Genomic DNA, 16,419 nt, shown 5'->3' on the forward strand with positions numbered 1-16,419 from the left:
GGACGAGGACCCGGCTTTTGACGTGCCCATGGAATGAGGAAGGATGTGGCGCTCGCAAGACAGTCAACGGGAGGACGCAAGACCCATGAGCTTCAACCAGCCACCGCCCAACCCATACGGCCAGCAGCCCGGCCCGCAGCCCGGCTACGGCTATCCCCAGCAGGGCGGCGTCCCCCCGCAGCCGAACCCTTACGGCCAGCCCGGCCAACCGCCCACCAGCCCGTACGGCCAGCCCCCGGCCAACGCCCCCTACGGCATGCCGCCCCAGGGCCAGAACCCCTATGTCCAGCAGCCCGGTTGGGGCGCCCAGGTCCCACCGCCCCCGCCGGTCAAGAAGAGCAACGCGGGCAAGGTCATCGGCATCCTCGCCGCCGTCGTGGTCGTGGCGGGCGCGGGCATCGCCTTCGCCGTCGTGGGCAGCGGCGGCGGCCTCACAGGCGGCGGCGACTACAAGCTGACGACACCGGACACGGTGCTGGACGGCAAGTACAGCAAGGACACGGCAAAGTCGTCGCAGATGACGAACCAGATGGACTCATCGGTCAACGACTCGGGCATCTCGGAGGGTAAGACCGCTGCCGCTGTCTGGACCGGCGGCAGCGACGGGGTGGTCCTCAGCGGCGCGTACGGCAACGTCTCCGACCCGAGTGGCGCCGTCGACAAGGTGATCTCAGAGGGGCTCAAGGGCGCCACCACCACGAAGCAGACTCCGTCCGGCTTCGACGGCACGATCATGAAGTGCGGTCAGCAGAACGAAGGCGTCGCGTCGATGCCCTTCTGTGTCTGGGGCGACAGCAGCACGGTCGCCATAGCCATGTGGATGCCCAACATCGATCCGTCCAATCCCACCGCCAGCCTTCCCACCGCCCCGTCCATCTCCGACTGGGCCCAGACCACGGCCAAGCTGCGCAGCGAGGTGCGGGTTAAGAAGTAGCGTCACCGCCACCTGTAAGGGCGCTCGCCAGACGCGAGCGCCCTTACAGGTGAGGCCGACGCTCGTCGGGCAGCACCCGCGCCCGATACGCGAGTCCACGCGGCCGACTCAGTCGTACTGCTTGAGCACGGAGATCAGTTCTCGCCCTTCCTTGGCGTCGTGCCTCAACAACACCGCAGCGGTCGTGTGGAGTTCGTTCCACGAGTGCGGACGGCCGACCGCTGCGGCGTCCGGCAGGCAGCCGATCGCGATCGCCAAGGCTTCAGGTGCCTCCCCCGCCCCGGCGAAGGCATGCGCCAGACAGGAGCGGTACCAGGTCTTGTCGCGCCGGTAGTGGTCGGGAAGCGCGGCCAGCCCTGTCGTCAGTTGGTCGATCGCGGCACGCCACCCGCCCAAGTGCAGTTCGGCCATGCCGCGTTGGAGGGTGAACCACGTCTCGTCATAGAAGTACATCCACGGTGGTTCGTCCTCGGAACGCTCGGCGGCGCGGCCGATCAGCTCCTGGGCCTCGTCGAGCAGATGTCGGGCATCGTCGCCTTCCCCGTTCAGCGCGTGGCCGCGGGCCGCCATCTGCGCCGCCATGCCCTGGACTCCCCGCGAGGTCCCGGGCGCCGACCAGCGCGCGGCTTCCGCGAGCCGTACGCACCGCGTGCCGCGCCCTCCGGACCATGCCATGTGAGCCTTCATGCTCAGCGTTGTGGCCGCCATGTTGGCGTCTCCGGACTCCAACGCCCATTCGTGGGACCGGTCATACCAGGCCAGCGCCGCAGCGCTCGCGCCTTGGTCCTGCGCCATCCACGCAAGAAACTGGGCGTGTTCGGCGGCCAGTCGGACCACTCGGTCCGACAACGCCCCCGCAGCACAACCGTGGAGGCCCACAACGGTCCGCAACTGCTGGCGCATCACGTCAACAAGTGGCCGCGATCCGATGAGGTCCTCTGCCCTCCTGTGCTCGGCCAGCAGGCGATCGAACCAGTCCAGGGTCGCGCTGTCCGGGCGCGTCGAACCGATCACAGCGCTCGTGACCCGGGCCAACAGGTCTTCGTCCGGCGCCAGACCCGGCAACGCCAGGCTGGCCACTGGCCCCGGGTCGGGCCGGGCGGCACCGTACAGCAGCCTGTCGGGAATGCCGAGCCCCTCAACGATCCGTTGCCGGACTTCCACGGACGTCACACGCCGCCGACCGCGTTCGATGTCGGAAACGTCCGACTGCGACAAACCCACCCGCTCGCCAAGCCTGGTTTGACTCACGCCGCCCGCGAGTTGGCGGTAGGTACGGAGGACGGCAGCCCAGTCCTCACTGGCGATCGCAGAAACGAGCCGAGGGTGAGCCCACAGATCCACAGAGTGATCCCCCATGGCTCGACTATAGGGCCGTCCTATACGGCCTTGGGCTGGGTACCGGCGGCACCATCCGTCACGGTCAAGGCATGACAGCACACACCCACGTCACCGAACTGCCGTACGCGCCAAGCTGCCCCGAGTGCACTCGGTTCAAGGCCGGTGAGGAAAAGGCCCGATACGACCGCGACCCGAGCAAGGAGGTCGACTACCGAGTCCTGGCACGGCGCCACCTGCGGAACGTGCACGGCGTGGCGGTGGCCGGATGACCGCCAGGGCCGTCTACCGCTGGGTCCCACACACCATCCGCCACGTCCCCGAAGGCGGCATCGTCTGCGAGGCGTTCTGCGTAATGCACGGCTGCGACGCGGGGTCCGGCCCCCAGGGCGATCCCGACGCCGTACTCGACTGGTGCCTACGGCACACCGGCCGCACCGGACACGACCTGTTCCGGCGGGCCTTCAGCGACCACGCCAGGGTCACGCGCGACGGCTGATCGTGGAAAGGGGGCCGGCCGCCTTCACAGTGCGCAGTACCGGCGCCGTCTCCAGAGTGTGGATTGCCTCCAGGGCGCCCAAGCGGTGGACGAGATAGTCGTGAAGGGCTGCCGGGGTGGGGCACAGGGCGTGGGCCAGGAGGTTGGTGGGGCCTGTTGTGGCGGCCACGTAGGCCAGTTCGGGGTGTTGGGACAAAGCGGTGGCGACGTGGTCCAGGTGGGCGGGGGCCACCGCCACCCACAGCAGTGCCTGAGTGGTCGCGCCCAGGAGCGCGTCGTTGAACTCGACGTCGAAGAAGATCGCGCCGCTCGATCGGAGGTCGGCCAGACGGCGGGCGACGGTCGCCGGTGACCAGCCGGTGGCCGTGGCGAGTTCGCCATGGCTGGCGCGGCCGTCGCGTTGCAGGGCGGTCAGCAAGGGGCCGTCGGAGTCGGCCAGGGGCTTGCCGGAGTGGGACAACGGACCTGTCGGAGGCCGGAGTTGGCGCTGTTGGCCGTCGTCCAGGGTGCCCAGGTGACCGCGCCAGGCCGTGGGGCCGCCGAGGTAGGTGTGCAGCACGTAGTGGGCGCTCACCCCGGTGATGCCCGCGGTGCGCGGGATGTCCGCGAGCAGCAGCGGATGGCCGGCGCCGGTCGGGGTGCGCACGATCGCCAGGATCTCCGTACCGCCCGAGGCGAGCTTCACCCAGGAGGTGTCGCGTCGGCGGGCCAGGGCGTGTGCCAGGTCCTGGGCGGTGCGCGGGCTGGCGGTCAGCCGCACGATCCACTGCGCCTGGTCCGCGCGGTCCGGGTCGGCGAGCGCGACCACCCGCAGCGACGCGTCGGCGCGCAGCCGCCGGTAGCGGCGGGCAACGGTCTGCGTCGACACCCCGAGCACCTCGGCGATACGGGCGAACGACGCCCGCCCGTCGAGGTGCAGGGCGTGGATCAGACCTCGGTCCACCTCGTCGAGCATCAGTGCTTTCCCTCAAAAATCGACTTCGAGTGGAATCAATCCACCAAGCAGGCACGCAGCATGGAACCTACCGCGTCCGTCGTTCCACGCTGGCCCATGACCTCAGTGGCCGCTCTGGAACCCCGGAAGGACCCATCCGACGATGCCGAACCCCACGACTCCCGCCCTGCCGCGAAGCCACCGCACCGTGCGCCTGCTCACCCGCCCCGACGGTCTGCCCCGCCCCGAACACTTCACCGTCACCGAAGCCCCGCTACCGCAACCAGCACCGGGCGAGGCGCTGATACGCAACCGCTTCTTCCGCGTCTCCGCCTCACTACGGATGATGATCAGTGGCGGCGCGGAGAACGTGGACGGCGTGCCGTTCCCCGTGGTGCGCCCGGGTGAGACGCCGTTCGAGGAGACGATCGGCGAGGTGGTGTCCGCCCCCGAGGGCAGCGGCCTGCACCCCGGCGACCTGGTCTCGCACTGGCAGGGCTGGCGCGAGTACGCGACCGTGCCCGCCGCCCAGTGCACCCCGCTGGACGGTGCGCTGCCCGACCCGGTCGCCCATCTCTCGCACGCCTGGACCGCGTACGCCGCGCTGCGCTGGGGCGCCGAAGTCCGGCCTGGCGACACGGTGTTCGTCTCCGGCGCGGCCGGGGCGATCGGCTCGATGGCCGGGCAGCTCGCCCGCCTGATGGGCGCGGCCCGTGTCATCGGCAGCACCGGATCCCAGCGGAAGGCCGACCGCCTGGTGGCCGAGCTGGGTTATGACGCGGCCGTGCTGCGTGGTGCCCGGCCGATGGCCGAGCAGCTGACCGAGGCCGCCCCCGGCGGCATCGACGTCCTCTTCGACAACGTCGGCGGCGACCAGCTGCGGGCGGCCGTCTCGGCCGCCCGCAGCGGTGCACGCTTCGTACTGGTCGGCGCGCTGTCCGGGCAGTTGGCGCGGCACGGTAGGGGCACGGCGGCACCGGTCGAGCTGGACTCGTTCCAACTGCTGCTGAAGCGGATCGCGATGCGCGGCTTCAGTGCGGACGACATCCCCGCCCCGGAACGCGGGCGGTGGCCCGAGAAGTTCGCGGACTGGCTGCGTTCCGGCGACCTCCACTTCCCGCACACCCGTGTCACCGGCATCGAACACGCCCCGCGAGCCCTGTGCGAGGTGATCGAGGGGCGGCACCTGGGTGCTGTCGTCGTGGCGCTCTAGGTCAAGAGGTAAGGGGCGCCCGCCAATGGCGAGCGCCCCTTACAGGCTGAGGGCCGCCCCGGGGGGCGGCCCCCACACGTCAAGCCCAGCGGCGAGCGTCACGCACTCTTCTCGTGCCGCTCCCCCGCGTCACCGCGCGTGCTGCGCGGTACCAGCGTGGGGTTCACGTTCGAGTGAACGACCTCCTCGGTGATGACGACTCGGGCCACGTCCTTGCGGGACGGCACCTCGTACATCACCGACTGCAGCACCTCTTCCATGATGGCGCGCAAGCCCCGCGCCCCGGTGCCGCGCAGGATCGCCTGGTCGGCGATGGCCTCCAGGGCCGGGCGGTCGAACTCCAGCTCCACACCGTCGAGTTCGAAAAGTCGTTGGTACTGCTTCACCAGGGCGTTACGCGGCTCGACCAGGATCTTCAGCAGCGCCTCGCGGTCGAGGTTGTGCACGCTGGTGATCACCGGCAGACGGCCGATGAACTCCGGGATCATCCCGAACTTCACCAGGTCCTCCGGCATGATGTCGGCGAACTGGTCGGCCTGGTCGAGCTCCCGCTTGGAGCGGATGGTCGCGCCGAAGCCGATGCCCTTGGCGCCCGCACGGGCCTCGATGATCTTCTCCAGACCGGCGAACGCGCCGCCGACGATGAACAGCACGTTCGTGGTGTCGATCTGGATGAACTCCTGGTGCGGGTGCTTGCGCCCGCCCTGCGGCGGCACCGAGGCGGTGGTCCCCTCCAGGATCTTCAGCAGCGCCTGCTGGACACCCTCACCCGACACATCACGAGTAATGGACGGGTTCTCGCTCTTGCGCGCGACCTTGTCGATCTCGTCGATGTAGATGATCCCGGTCTCGGCCTTCTTGACGTCGTAGTCGGCCGCCTGGATCAGCTTCAGCAGGATGTTCTCGACGTCCTCGCCCACGTAGCCGGCCTCGGTGAGCGCCGTGGCGTCGGCGATGGCGAACGGGACGTTCAGCATCCTGGCGAGGGTCTGGGCCAGCAGCGTCTTGCCGGAGCCGGTGGGGCCGAGCAGCAGGATGTTGGACTTGGCCAGTTCGATGCCGTCGTCGTGGCCTCTACCGCCACCGTTCTCGCCCGCCTGCACCCGCTTGTAGTGGTTGTAGACGGCGACCGACAGTGCCTTCTTCGCGGGCTCCTGGCCGACGACGTAGCCCTCAAGGAACTCGTAGATCTCGCGCGGCTTGGGCAGGTCCTCCCACCGCACCTCGGAGGACTCGGCCAGCTCCTCCTCGATGATCTCGTTGCACAGGTCGATGCACTCGTCGCAGATGTACACACCAGGCCCTGCGATGAGCTTCTTCACCTGCTTCTGACTCTTACCGCAAAACGAGCACTTGAGCAGATCGCCGCCATCACCGATGCGTGCCACGAGGTGCTTCCCCTTCGCCTGGGATCCGCCTTGTTCAACGGAGCCTGGTGCCTAATCTCCGACGGTACCTTGCCGGACCCCTCGTGTGGGCCCCCCTTGGGCCGACTCGTCCTGGCGACCCAAGGGGTTAACGGTGCCGTCGGGCCTGTCTCAGGCCGAGACCGCGGCCTTACGGGACGATGTGATCTGGTCCACGAAACCGAAGGACAGCGCGTCCTCGGCGGTCAGGATCTTGTCACGCTCGATGTCCTCGCGGATCTGCTCCTCGGACCGGCTGGAGTGCTTGGCCAGCATCTCCTCCATCTGGGTGCGCATCCGCGTGATCTCGTTGGCCTGGATCTCCAGGTCCGAGATCTGTGCCCGGCCGGTCTCGGTGTACGGCTGGTGGATCAGCACCCGGGCGTTGGGCAGCGCCATCCGCTTGCCGGGCGTACCGGCGGCGAGCAGCACGGCCGCGGCGGAGGCCGCCTGGCCGAGGCAGACCGTCTGGATGTCCGGCTTCACGAACTGCATGGTGTCGTAGATCGCCGTCATCGCGGTGAACGAGCCGCCGGGCGAGTTGATGTAGATCGAGATGTCGCGGTCCGGGTCCATCGACTCCAGGCACAGCAGCTGCGCCATCACGTCGTTGGCGGAGGCGTCGTCGATCTGCACACCGAGGAAGATCACCCGCTCCTCGAAGAGCTTGGCGTACGGGTCGTACTCGCGCACGCCCTGCGAGGTGCGCTCAACGAAGCGCGGCACGATGTAACGGGACTCGGCGCCGAGCGATCGGCGGGCGTCCACGCCCTCCTGGAGGGCGAGCGGGTTCGGGGTGTTCATGATGGGGTTCACCGTCCTGAGGGGTGAGCGGGGAGGGGAAGCGTAACCGGGTGGCCGCTGGTCGAGCGGAGCGGCCTCACGCGCCGGTACCGCCGCCACCGGGGACGTCCGCGGCGGTGCTCATGACCTCGTCGATCAGCCCGTACTCCTTGGCCTCCTCCGCGGTGAACCAGCGGTCCCGGTCGGCGTCGCGGTTGATCGTCTCAACCGTCTGGCCGGTGTGCGCCGCGGTCAGCTGCTCCATGCGCTTCTTGGTGCGCAGCAGCTGCTCGGCCTGGATCTTGATGTCGGAGGCGGAGCCGCCCAGACCGGCCGAGCCCTGGTGCATCAGGATGTCGGCGTTGGGCAGGGCGAAGCGCTTGCCGGGGGTGCCCGCGGTGAGCAGGAACTGGCCCATGGAGGCGGCCAGGCCCATCGCGATCGTCACCACGTCGTTCTTGATGTACTGCATGGTGTCGTAGATCGCGAAACCGGCGGTCACGGAGCCGCCCGGCGAGTTGATGTAGAGGTAGATGTCCTTGGTCGGGTCCGCGGCGAGCAGCAGCATCTGCGCGCAGATCCGGTTGGCGATGTCGTCGTCTACGGCCTGGCCGAGGAAGATGATGCGTTCGTCGAGCAGTCGGCTGTAGACCGCGTCGCCCAGGCCCGGCCCGCCGGTCGGCGTGCTGGCGGTGGGCATCAGAAGTCCAGGCGTCTGAATCTGCGGAGTCGTCACGTATCCACCTGCTCGTTGTCGGACGGCGACGCGCCGTCTTCGCGTCTTCTCGTAGGGCGCGGGGGTGCGTTGGCGAGCTGACTCCAGCGCCGTCAAGGGACTCCCCTGCCCTCGTTACTACGGACCCTAACGCGCAGGTCGGGCCCAGCAATCCCCCACGCGAAACTGTTCGCTGTGAGCGCAGGCAACCCCGAAAGTGATCGCGTTCGAGGCGGAAAACGAACGCACCCGGACACTCCATGGCGTCCGGGTGCGTTGTCATGCTCCTGCTGCTAGCGCCTGGATCAGCCCTCGGACTTCTCCTCGGCGGCGTCCTCGGTGGACTCCTCGGCGGCGGCCTCGACGGTCTCGCCTTCCTCGTCCTCGTCGTCCAGGTCGACGGTCTCACCGTTGCTGTCGACGACCTTGGCGGCCTCGACCACCAGGGCCAGCGCCTTGCCGCGGGCGACCTCGCCGACCAGCATCGGCACCTGGCCGCCCTCGACCACGGCCTGGGCGAACTGGTCGGGGCTCATGCCGGAGGTGGCGGCACGACGCATGAGGTGCTCGGTGAGCTCCTCCTGGTTGACCGAGAGCTGCTCCTTGGAGACCAGCTCGTCCAGCACGAACTGGGTCTTGATGCCCTTGGTCGCCTGCTTCTCCAGCTCGGCGTCGTACTCCTCGGCGGTCTTGCCCTCGCGCTCCAGGAAGCTGTCCCAGTTCAGCCCCATCATCGGGAACTGGTGCTGCTCCAGGTTGTGCTTGCGGGTCTCGACCTCGTCCTTGAGGAGCTTCTCCGGGATCGGCACCTCGATCAGGTCCAGCAGGGCGTCCAGCACCTTCTCCTGGGCCTGGGTGGCCTGGTCGTACTTCTTCATCCGCTCAAGGCGCTTGCGGCTGTCGGCGCGCAGCTCCTCAAGGGTGTCGAACTCGCTCGCCAGCTGGGCGAACTCGTCGTCCAGCGCGGGCAGCTCACGGGCCTGCACGGCGGTGACGTCGACCTTGACCTCGGCGGTCTTGCCGGCCGCGGAGCCGCCCTTGAGCTCGGAGGAGAAGGTGGCGGAGCCGCCGGCCTCCAAGCCGATGACGGCCTCGTCGATGCCGTCCAGCAGCTGGCCGGAACCGATGGTGTAGGTGACGCCCTTGGCGACGCCGTCCTCCAGCACGTTGCCGTCGACCTTGGCCTCCAGGTCGATGGTGACCACGTCACCGTCGGCGGCGGCGCGCTCGACCGGGGTGGTGGAGGCGAAGCGCTCGCGCAGCTGCTCGACCGACTTGTCGACGTCCTCGTCGGAAACCTCGACGGCGTCGACGGTGACCTCGATGCCGGAGAAGTCCGGGATCTCGATGGCCGGGCGGATGTCCACCTCGGCGGTGAACTTCAGCTGCTCGTTGTCGTTGAACTCGGTGATGTCGATCTCGGGCTGGCCGAGGACGTTCAGCTCACCCTCGTTGACCGCCTCCGTGTAGAACTTCGGCAGCGCGTCGTTGATGGCCTCTTCGAGCACCGCGCCCCGGCCGAACCGCTGGTCGATGACGCGCGCGGGGATCTTGCCCTTGCGGAATCCCGGCACCGTGACCTGCTGGTTGATCTTCTTGTACGCCGCGTCGAGGCTGGGCTTGAGCTCCTCGAAGGGCACCTCGACGGTGAGTCGAACCCGGGTCGGGTTCAGAGTCTCCACGGCGCTCTTCACGGTTGGGTCTCCTTGGGCTGACAGTCAGGGGCTTTACGTGGCCGACGAGACGTACTTCCCGGGGTCCTCGCCCCTACGTCGCCCCGTATACAGGGCCAACTCGCATAGTACCGGTACGAGCGGCACGACTGTCCCACGCCCGGGACCTTTCGAACAAATGGTCGGGGTGGCGGGATTTGAACCCACGGCCTTCCGCTCCCAAAGCGGACGCGCTACCAAGCTGCGCCACACCCCGTTTCAGTGCGACACGTAGCGTACATGGCTCCGCACGTTCCGGCCGCCAATTAATCCGGTGGGCGACAGGGGCCGAGTCGACCAGCTACGATGCGGTGTGCCAGAATGACTGGCCGTTGCGGGCGTAGCTCAATGGTAGAGCCCCAGTCTTCCAAACTGGCTACGCGGGTTCGATTCCCGTCGCCCGCTCTGTACGAGTCCGGCCCGGTCGGAGGGAACGTTCCCTCCGACCGGGCCGGACCGTTTTTCACGCCACAGTGTTACGCCGTCGTGTGCGCCCCGGTTCGCGTGGCTGCGTCCTTCGTCACGTTCAGAGCTTTATCTGGTTGATGGTGTTGGCCAACGAGTCCAGGAACCGGTGGATGTCCGGTGCCAGCCCGGTCGACGCGAGGAAGAAGCCGAACAGTATGGCCACGATGGCCGGTCCTCCCTTGAGCGTCCCCCCTCGCAACATCACGAACAGGACGATCGCCAACACCACGACAACGGAAAGGGAGATGGCCACAACGGATCACTTCCTCGCTCACTACGGCCTACGCCACGCCGGTACGGGGTTGCGCCGCCGCCACTTCTCCCCGCGCCGTCCATCGTGCCACCAACCAGCCCTTCCGTGGACCCGCCACGAGGGCGTGTGTCCCTGACCGGCGTCAACACGGTGATCAGTCACGGCAGATGATGAGCAGCGCCCGGTCGTCGTTGACGTCCTTGGCGACCGCCTCTATCAACCGCCAGGCGGCGCCCCGGAATCCGTGCGCCACCAGGCGTTCGGCCTCGCCGATCAACCGGTCGATGCCCTCGGCCAGATCACGCCCGGACGCCTCCACCAGCCCGTCGGTGAACAGCATCAGCACGTCACCGGAGTTCAACGTGCCCTTCACACCGTCGAATTCGGCGCCCTCGAAGACCCCGAGCATCATGCCGTCGGCGGCCTTCTCCTCCCACCGCCCGGTGCCCGCGCACAGTTGCATACCGGGCAGGTGTCCGGCGGACAGCAGCTCGTAGTCGCCGCTCTCCAGGTCGAGTACGAGGTGGACGGAGGTGGCGAACCCCTCGTCCCAGTCCTGGCGCAGCAGATAGCCGTTGGCGGCGGCGAGGAACTGGTGCGGCGGCAGCGAGCCGAGCAGCCCGCCGAACGCCCCGGACAGCAGCAGGGCGCGGGAACCGGCGTCCATGCCCTTGCCGGACACGTCGGTCAGCACCGCCTCCAGCACCTGGCCGCCGCCGGTGCGGGTGGCGACCACGAAGTCCCCGGAGAACGACTGGCCGCCGGCCGGGCGCAGCGCCATCTCGGCGTGCCAGCCGTCCGGCAGCTGCGGCAACTGGCTCTGCACGCGGATGCGTTCGCGCAGGTCGAACAGCATGGTGCCGCCGCGCCGCCAGGGCACTCCGACCCGGCTACGGAACTGGGCGATCATCAGCCCGGCGAACGCGACCGCGCTGACCACCAGCACGGTGCCCGGTGTGACGGTCCGCGACGCGCCGGAGTGGTACGGGCCGAGCACCGCGTCCTCGACCACCAGTGCGCTGGCCGCGGCGGCGTAGAGCAGCAGCAGGCTCGCCGGGCGCAGCAGCAGTCCACCCAGCAGGACCGGGAAGACCAGCGCGGTCGGCGGGCACCAGTCGGGCAGGGCGGTGGTGGCCCAGGCCAGGGCGGGAACGGTGAGCAGCAGGCCGACCAGCGGCAGCCAGTCGGAGCCGTCGCCGCGGAAGTAGTCGACGGCGGATTTGCGCAGCAGGGTGCGGCCCCGGTGCAGCGTCCTGCGCGCCTTGGCCACCACTCCGTCACCGGTGCGCCCGCGCCGGGGGCGCGGGGTGGGGGTGCCCACCGGCCGCGCGCTCGGTACGGGGCGCTCCGCGTCCCTGGTCTCGATCCCGTCTCCCTCCCGCCCGAGCCTGGCCCGCGGCACGGGAGACGCCTCGACGTCCGGACGCGCGGGGCTCTGCTCCGCGCTCCTGGTCTCGATACCGTCGCCCACGGCCACCCGGCTTCCGTGGCGCCGTACGCGCCGTTACTCGTCCTCCATTCCCGGCGACCCTATCCACCCATTCGGCGGCGCGTCGATTCGCGACTCGCCGTATATCGGTCGGGCACGGTGCGTCGGCCGATCGTTTCCGGCCTGGCTCGGACGGGCGGTCGGTTCCGCCGGTAATTCGTTCGCCCGTACCGCCGCGCCGCTGCTAGGCAGGGGACATGACGGTTGAACTGCGGGTGCTCGAACCAGGGCGGTGGGACCGCTGGTACGGGGAGTTGGAGCGGGCGTTCGGCGGGGCGGAGGAGTCCCCGGAGGAACGCTCCCTGTGGCACGATCTGACCGAATGCGAGCGCTCCCTGGCGGCCTGGGACGACGACGAGTTGGTGGGCACGACCGGAGCGTTCTCGTTCCGGTTGTCGGTGCCGGGTGGTTCGCTGGTTCCAACGGCCGGGGTGACCTGTGTCGGTGTGCGCTCGACGCACCGGCGGCGCGGCGTGCTCACCGCGATGATGCGGCGGCAGCTGGACGATGTGCGGCGGTGGGGAGAGCCGCTGGCGGTGCTGACGGCCTCGGAGCCGCCGATCTACGGCCGGTTCGGGTACGGGCTGGCGACCGAGCGGTTGCGGATGGAGATCGACAGCGCCCGGGTGCGGCTGACCGCCCCCACGGGGACGGACGAGATACGGCTGCGCCTGGTCCCACCGCGGGCGGGCATCGCGGCCTGCGAGGCGGTGTACGCGCGCCGGGTGGCCGGACGTCCGGGCATGCTGGCGCGGCAACCCGGCTGGGAGCGGCTGCCGTTGCTCGACCCGCCGTCGGAGCGGCGCGGGGCCGGCGAGGTGGGGTGCGTGCTGGCCGAACGGAACGGGGAGGTGGTGGGGTTCGCCCGCTTCGCGGTGAAGTCGGACTGGGACGAGGCCGGACCGAAGGGCTCGGTACTGGTACGGGACGTCGAGGCGCTGGACCCGGCGGGCTACGCGGCGTTGTGGCGCCATCTGTTCGAGGTGGACCTGACCTCGACGGTCATCGCCTCCAACCGGCCGGCGGACGACCCGCTGCTGCACCTGGTCTCCGACGTACGACGGTGCCGGTTGCGCGTGCGCGACGGGATGTTCGTACGGCTGGTGGACGTCGGCGCGGCGCTCGCCGCCCGTACGTACGCGGCGCCGGTGGACGTGGTGTTGGAGGTCGAGGATGCCTTCTGCCCGTGGAACGAGGGCCGTTGGCGGCTCAGCGGCGACCAGAAGGGCGCCACGTGCGAGCGAACGACGGATTCGGCCGATATGGCCCTGTCGGTGCGGGAGTTGGCCTGCGGCTATCTGGGCGGCTTCGGCCTGACGGCGCTCGCGGGCGCCGGACGGATACGTGAGCTGCGCCCCGGCGCGCTGACCGAAGCCGCGACGGCCTTCGGCCACCCGGTCGCGCCCTGGCTGCCGCACGGCTTCTAGACGATTGGTTCCGCGTGCCCGGCGCCCGACCGGGACTCGGCCGGCCGCAGGGCACGCGGCCGCGTCAGTTCGAGAAGGTCTCGGCGGCACTCCATTGCGAGGTCCTGGGCGTCGGCCTGTTCGGCCAGGGTCGCGGTGGCCAGGTCGAGCCCCACCGTGCCCACAGAAGATCCACGACGTCCTCGTCCACGAGAGCACCGGCCCCGAATCGATCAGGTCGAGCAGGTCGTCGCTGGGCTACCGCGTCTGGCAGCCCGGGCACCAGAACAGGTTGCGGTTGGCCAGTTCCGCGGTGCGCACCCGCGCTCCGCAGACGAGGCAGGGCAGTTGGTGCCGGCGGTAGACGTAGACCTCACCGCCGTGGTCGTCCACGCGCGGTGGGCGGTCCATCGCCTCGGGGGTGTGTTCCGGGCGGACGGTGTCAATCCGGTTGTTCCGCACCCCCTCCCTCATCAGTATGACCAAATCGGCCCAGATCGCGTCCCATTCGGCTCGGCTCAGATCGCGCCCGGCCCGGTACGGATCGATGCCGTGCCGGAACAGCACCTCGGCCCGGTAGACGTTGCCGACGCCCGCGACCACCTTCTGGTCCATCAGCAGCGCGGCCACCGATGTGCGGCTGCGGGATATCCGCCGCCACGCGGGCTCGTGGTCGGTGCCGGGGCGCAGCGGGTCGGGTCCCAGGCGGTCGTGTATCGCCTGCTTCTCGCCGTCGGCGATGAGCTCGCAGGCGGTGGGACCGCGCAGGTCGGCGTAGCCGTCGGGGTTGGCAAGCCGCAGCCGTACGGTGTCGGTCGCCGCGGGCGCGGGCCCGGTGCCGAAGGCGTACTTGCCGAACAGCCCCAGGTGGACATGGACCCACTGCTCCGGGCCGAACCGCAGGAAGAGGTGCTTGCCGTGCGCCTCGGCCCGCTCCAGGACCCGTCCGTCGACCAGCGCCGCGCCGTCCGCGAACTTGCCCTGCGGACTGCTGGCCGAGACGGCCCGGCCGCCGAACCTCGCTTGGTGGTCGGCGGCCAGTCGGTGAATGGTGTGCCCTTCGGGCATTCCCGCGCTCAGTCCTGCCGCGGGTGGTCGGCCGGGATCTCCGGCAGCTTCCCGGTGAGTTCGTAGGCGCTGAGCATGTCGATCCGGCGGACGTGCCGTTCGCCCCCGGAGAAGGGGGTGCTGAGGAAGACCTCCACGAAGCGGGTGGCCTCCTCCTCGGAGTGCATCCGCGCCCCGATGCTGACCACGTTGGCGTTGTTGTGCTCGCGGCCGAGGCTGGCGGTCTCCTCGCTCCAGGCGAGTGCGGCACGTACGCCCTTGACCTTGTTGGCGGCGATCGCCTCGCCGTTGCCCGAGCCGCCGATGACGATGCCGAGGCTGTCGGAGTCCTGGGCGGTGCGCTCCGCGGCGCGCAGGCAGAACGGCGGGTAGTCGTCCTGGGCGTCGTAGATGTGCGGACCGCAGTCCACCGGATCGTGGCCGTTGGCCTTGAGCCACTCGACGAGGTGGTTCTTCAGTTCGTAACCGGCATGATCGGAGCCGAGGTACACGCGCATGCGGAGAGTGTGCCATGCGTGTACCCGCACCTCTGTTTCCGGGGGCGCGCGCCTGTGTTTTCGAGGTCCGCTCCCGCGCCGGGCCTGCGTTTGGGGTGGCCGATTTCACACTGGGCCCCTGAACCCGGTGATGCAACGATTCGGACACAGGTGTTCCGTTTCGGCCGATGTCTGGGGTTGCATTCGGGAACTCGCGAACCGAGAGACGAGGGACACGTCAATGAGTGCGCAACCGCCCTTCACGACGGAGGACGCCAGGCCCGGCAACTCCGGCCCGGCCTCGGCCGCCGCCACCGCGTACGGCCATGAGGCAGCCGGTCATGGCCTGCAAGCAGGGCTGAAGAACCGACATCTGTCGATGATCGCCATCGGTGGTGTCATCGGCGCCGGCCTGTTCGTCGGCTCCGGCGCGGGCATCGCCGCCGCCGGTCCCGCCATCCTGCTGTCGTACGCGCTGGTGGGCGCGCTCGTCGTCATGGTGATGCGAATGCTCGGCGAGATGGCGGCGGCCAACCCGGTCTCCGGCTCCTTCTCCGCGTACGCGGACCGGGCGCTGGGCCGCTGGGCGGGCTTCACCATCGGCTGGCTGTACTGGTTCTTCTGGGTCGTCGTGCTCGCGGTCGAGGCGATGGCCGGTGCGGGCATCCTCAACAGCTGGATGCCGGCCGTGCCGACCTGGGGCTGGGCGCTGATCGTGATGGTCGTGCTCACCGCCACCAACCTGTTCTCGGTCGGCTCCTACGGTGAGTTCGAGTTCTGGTTCGCCGGGATCAAGGTCGTCGCGATCGCCGCGTTCATCGTGGTCGGCGGACTGGCGGTCTTCGGTGTGCTGCCGGGCACCCACGACCACGCGGTGGGCCTGGCGAACCTCACCGGTCAGGGCGGCTTCCTGCCGAAGGGGCCGGGCGCCATCCTCACCGGTGTGCTGATGGTGGTCTTCTCCTTCATGGGCAGCGAGATCGTCACGCTGGCCGCCGGTGAGTCCGAGGACCCGCGCAAGGCCGTGGTCAAGGCCACCAACAGCGTGATCTGGCGGATCGGCGTCTTCTACCTGGGCTCGATCCTGCTCGTCGTCACGCTGCTGCCGTGGAACTCCCCCGAGGTCGCCAAGAGCCCGTATGTCGCGGTGCTGAACCACGTCGGCATCCCGCACGCCGGTGAGCTGATGAACGTGATCGTGCTGACCGCCGTGCTCTCCTGCCTCAACTCGGGTCTGTACACGGCCTCCCGGATGGCGTTCTCGCTCAGCGAGCGCGGCGACGCCCCGCGCGCCTTCAGCCGCACCACCTCGCGCGGTGTGCCCGCGACGGCGATCCTCGCCTCGGTCGTCTTCGGCTTCGTGGCCGTCTACTTCGACTACCAGTACCCGAAGACCATCTTCCAGTTCCTGCTCAACTCCTCTGGTGCGGTGGCCCTGTTCGTCTGGTTGGTGATCTGCTTCTCGCAGCTGCGGATGCGCAAGATCATCGAACGGGAGTCGCCGGAGCGGCTGTCGGTGAAGATGTGGGCCTACCCGTATCTGACCTGGGTGACCATCGGGATGATCGTGTTCGTCATCGGCTACATGCTGACCGACAAGAGCGGGCGCGACCAGGTGCTGATGTCCTTCCTGGCAGCGGGCCTCGTACTGGCCGTCGCGTTCATCCGCGGCCGCCGACGCTCGGCGCTCGACCAGCGCTGACCCGGATACGGCGATGGCCCGCA

16 protein-coding genes and 2 tRNA genes are annotated in these 16,419 nt (G+C 69.2%); 7 read left to right on the plus strand and 11 right to left on the minus strand.

The genetic code is table 11. From position 1 onward, the window contains the following. The first annotated feature begins 85 nt into the window (after nt 1-85). A complete protein-coding gene (locus tag P3G67_RS18645) occupies nt 86-934 on the plus strand; it encodes a DUF3824 domain-containing protein (RefSeq protein ID WP_276094457.1) in 849 nt (282 codons plus the stop codon). A 108-nt stretch (nt 935-1,042) separates the two neighbouring features. Here the strand turns inward: P3G67_RS18645 and P3G67_RS18650 are convergent, their stop codons facing one another. Further along, entirely contained in the window at nt 1,043-2,293 is a 1,251-nt protein-coding gene (locus tag P3G67_RS18650; protein ID WP_276094529.1) for a helix-turn-helix domain-containing protein, read from the minus strand. Between the two features lie 71 nt (nt 2,294-2,364). Here P3G67_RS18650 and P3G67_RS18655 point away from each other — a divergent pair, with 71 nt between their 5' ends. Continuing rightward, nucleotides 2,365-2,544: a hypothetical protein gene (locus P3G67_RS18655; RefSeq protein WP_276094458.1), complete on the plus strand. Its 180-nt coding sequence runs from the start codon at nt 2,365-2,367 to the stop codon at nt 2,542-2,544. Continuing rightward, complete coding sequence (locus P3G67_RS18660) at nt 2,541-2,771, plus strand: DUF7848 domain-containing protein (protein WP_276094459.1); 231 nt, start codon at nt 2,541-2,543, stop codon at nt 2,769-2,771. Before P3G67_RS18655 ends, P3G67_RS18660 begins: the two co-directional genes overlap by 4 nt. Here P3G67_RS18660 and P3G67_RS18665 read toward each other — a convergent pair. Beyond that, nucleotides 2,755-3,726, minus strand: a complete 972-nt coding sequence (locus P3G67_RS18665) for an Lrp/AsnC family transcriptional regulator (RefSeq protein ID WP_276094460.1) — start codon at nt 3,724-3,726, stop codon at nt 2,755-2,757. The two genes, P3G67_RS18660 and P3G67_RS18665, sit on opposite strands and share 17 nt — an antisense overlap. Before the next feature lie 142 nt (nt 3,727-3,868). Between P3G67_RS18665 and P3G67_RS18670 the strand changes: the two genes are divergently transcribed. Beyond that, the gene (locus tag P3G67_RS18670) at nt 3,869-4,918 is read left to right on the plus strand and encodes an MDR family NADP-dependent oxidoreductase (protein ID WP_276094461.1); all 1,050 of its coding nucleotides are present in this window, start codon (nt 3,869-3,871) and stop codon (nt 4,916-4,918) included. 98 nt (nt 4,919-5,016) lie between these two features. On the opposite strand, the gene clpX is transcribed toward P3G67_RS18670, so the two are convergent. From clpX to P3G67_RS18695, 5 genes are all read right to left on the minus strand, one after another. After that, nucleotides 5,017-6,306 (minus strand): ATP-dependent Clp protease ATP-binding subunit ClpX, encoded by a 1,290-nt coding sequence (gene clpX / locus P3G67_RS18675; protein WP_269854001.1) that lies wholly within the window; start codon nt 6,304-6,306, stop codon nt 5,017-5,019. A gap of 150 nt (nt 6,307-6,456) precedes the next feature. After that, nucleotides 6,457-7,128 (minus strand): ATP-dependent Clp protease proteolytic subunit, encoded by a 672-nt coding sequence (locus P3G67_RS18680; protein WP_269854000.1) that lies wholly within the window; start codon nt 7,126-7,128, stop codon nt 6,457-6,459. Nucleotides 7,129-7,204: 76 nt separating this feature from the next. Continuing rightward, nucleotides 7,205-7,807, minus strand: coding sequence for an ATP-dependent Clp protease proteolytic subunit (locus P3G67_RS18685; protein WP_269853999.1), 603 nt, complete (start codon nt 7,805-7,807; stop codon nt 7,205-7,207). 320 nt (nt 7,808-8,127) lie between these two features. Beyond that, the gene (gene tig / locus P3G67_RS18690) at nt 8,128-9,516 is read right to left on the minus strand and encodes a trigger factor (protein WP_269853998.1); all 1,389 of its coding nucleotides are present in this window, start codon (nt 9,514-9,516) and stop codon (nt 8,128-8,130) included. A gap of 158 nt (nt 9,517-9,674) precedes the next feature. Beyond that, nucleotides 9,675-9,751, minus strand: a tRNA-Pro gene (locus P3G67_RS18695). 117 nt (nt 9,752-9,868) lie between these two features. Between P3G67_RS18695 and P3G67_RS18700 the strand changes: the two genes are divergently transcribed. Next, a tRNA-Gly gene (locus P3G67_RS18700) sits at nt 9,869-9,939 on the plus strand. A 121-nt stretch (nt 9,940-10,060) separates the two neighbouring features. Here P3G67_RS18700 and P3G67_RS18705 read toward each other — a convergent pair. Continuing rightward, complete coding sequence (locus P3G67_RS18705; RefSeq protein WP_269853997.1) at nt 10,061-10,255, minus strand: hypothetical protein; 195 nt, start codon at nt 10,253-10,255, stop codon at nt 10,061-10,063. Nucleotides 10,256-10,409: 154 nt separating this feature from the next. Continuing rightward, a complete protein-coding gene (locus tag P3G67_RS18710; RefSeq protein WP_276094530.1) occupies nt 10,410-11,528 on the minus strand; it encodes a PP2C family protein-serine/threonine phosphatase in 1,119 nt (372 codons plus the stop codon). 413 nt (nt 11,529-11,941) lie between these two features. On the opposite strand from P3G67_RS18710, the gene P3G67_RS18715 reads away from it, so the two are divergent. Next, complete coding sequence (locus P3G67_RS18715; protein WP_276094462.1) at nt 11,942-13,171, plus strand: GNAT family N-acetyltransferase; 1,230 nt, start codon at nt 11,942-11,944, stop codon at nt 13,169-13,171. 237 nt (nt 13,172-13,408) lie between these two features. Here the strand turns inward: P3G67_RS18715 and P3G67_RS18720 are convergent, their stop codons facing one another. Further along, entirely contained in the window at nt 13,409-14,218 is an 810-nt protein-coding gene (locus P3G67_RS18720; protein ID WP_276094463.1) for an Fpg/Nei family DNA glycosylase, read from the minus strand. An 8-nt stretch (nt 14,219-14,226) separates the two neighbouring features. Continuing rightward, nucleotides 14,227-14,715, minus strand: coding sequence for a ribose-5-phosphate isomerase (locus tag P3G67_RS18725; RefSeq protein ID WP_276094464.1), 489 nt, complete (start codon nt 14,713-14,715; stop codon nt 14,227-14,229). Between the two features lie 220 nt (nt 14,716-14,935). Between P3G67_RS18725 and P3G67_RS18730 the strand changes: the two genes are divergently transcribed. Beyond that, a complete protein-coding gene (locus tag P3G67_RS18730; protein WP_269853993.1) occupies nt 14,936-16,396 on the plus strand; it encodes an amino acid permease in 1,461 nt (486 codons plus the stop codon). Nucleotides 16,397-16,419 lie beyond the last annotated feature (23 nt).

Source organism: Streptomyces silvisoli (genome assembly GCF_029269905.1).
Taxonomy (GTDB): Bacteria; Actinomycetota; Actinomycetes; order Streptomycetales; family Streptomycetaceae; genus Streptantibioticus_A; species Streptantibioticus_A silvisoli_A.

What these genes read in the sequence shown, in the direction of transcription:
- P3G67_RS18725 (WP_276094464.1), bottom strand. Translation starts at nt 14,715, where the DNA reads ATGCGCGTGTACCTCGGCTCCGATCATGCCGGTTACGAACTGAAGAAC.
- P3G67_RS18665 (WP_276094460.1), bottom strand. Translation starts at nt 3,726, where the DNA reads ATGCTCGACGAGGTGGACCGAGGTCTGATCCACGCCCTGCACCTCGAC.
- P3G67_RS18720 (WP_276094463.1), bottom strand. Translation starts at nt 14,218, where the DNA reads ATGCCCGAAGGGCACACCATTCACCGACTGGCCGCCGACCACCAAGCG.
- P3G67_RS18670 (WP_276094461.1), top strand. Translation starts at nt 3,869, where the DNA reads ATGCCGAACCCCACGACTCCCGCCCTGCCGCGAAGCCACCGCACCGTG.
- P3G67_RS18715 (WP_276094462.1), top strand. Translation starts at nt 11,942, where the DNA reads ATGACGGTTGAACTGCGGGTGCTCGAACCAGGGCGGTGGGACCGCTGG.
- P3G67_RS18650 (WP_276094529.1), bottom strand. Translation starts at nt 2,293, where the DNA reads ATGGGGGATCACTCTGTGGATCTGTGGGCTCACCCTCGGCTCGTTTCT.
- P3G67_RS18730 (WP_269853993.1), top strand. Translation starts at nt 14,936, where the DNA reads ATGAGTGCGCAACCGCCCTTCACGACGGAGGACGCCAGGCCCGGCAAC.
- P3G67_RS18660 (WP_276094459.1), top strand. Translation starts at nt 2,541, where the DNA reads ATGACCGCCAGGGCCGTCTACCGCTGGGTCCCACACACCATCCGCCAC.
- P3G67_RS18680 (WP_269854000.1), bottom strand. Translation starts at nt 7,128, where the DNA reads ATGAACACCCCGAACCCGCTCGCCCTCCAGGAGGGCGTGGACGCCCGC.
- P3G67_RS18685 (WP_269853999.1), bottom strand. Translation starts at nt 7,807, where the DNA reads ATGCCCACCGCCAGCACGCCGACCGGCGGGCCGGGCCTGGGCGACGCG.
- P3G67_RS18655 (WP_276094458.1), top strand. Translation starts at nt 2,365, where the DNA reads ATGACAGCACACACCCACGTCACCGAACTGCCGTACGCGCCAAGCTGC.
- P3G67_RS18645 (WP_276094457.1), top strand. Translation starts at nt 86, where the DNA reads ATGAGCTTCAACCAGCCACCGCCCAACCCATACGGCCAGCAGCCCGGC.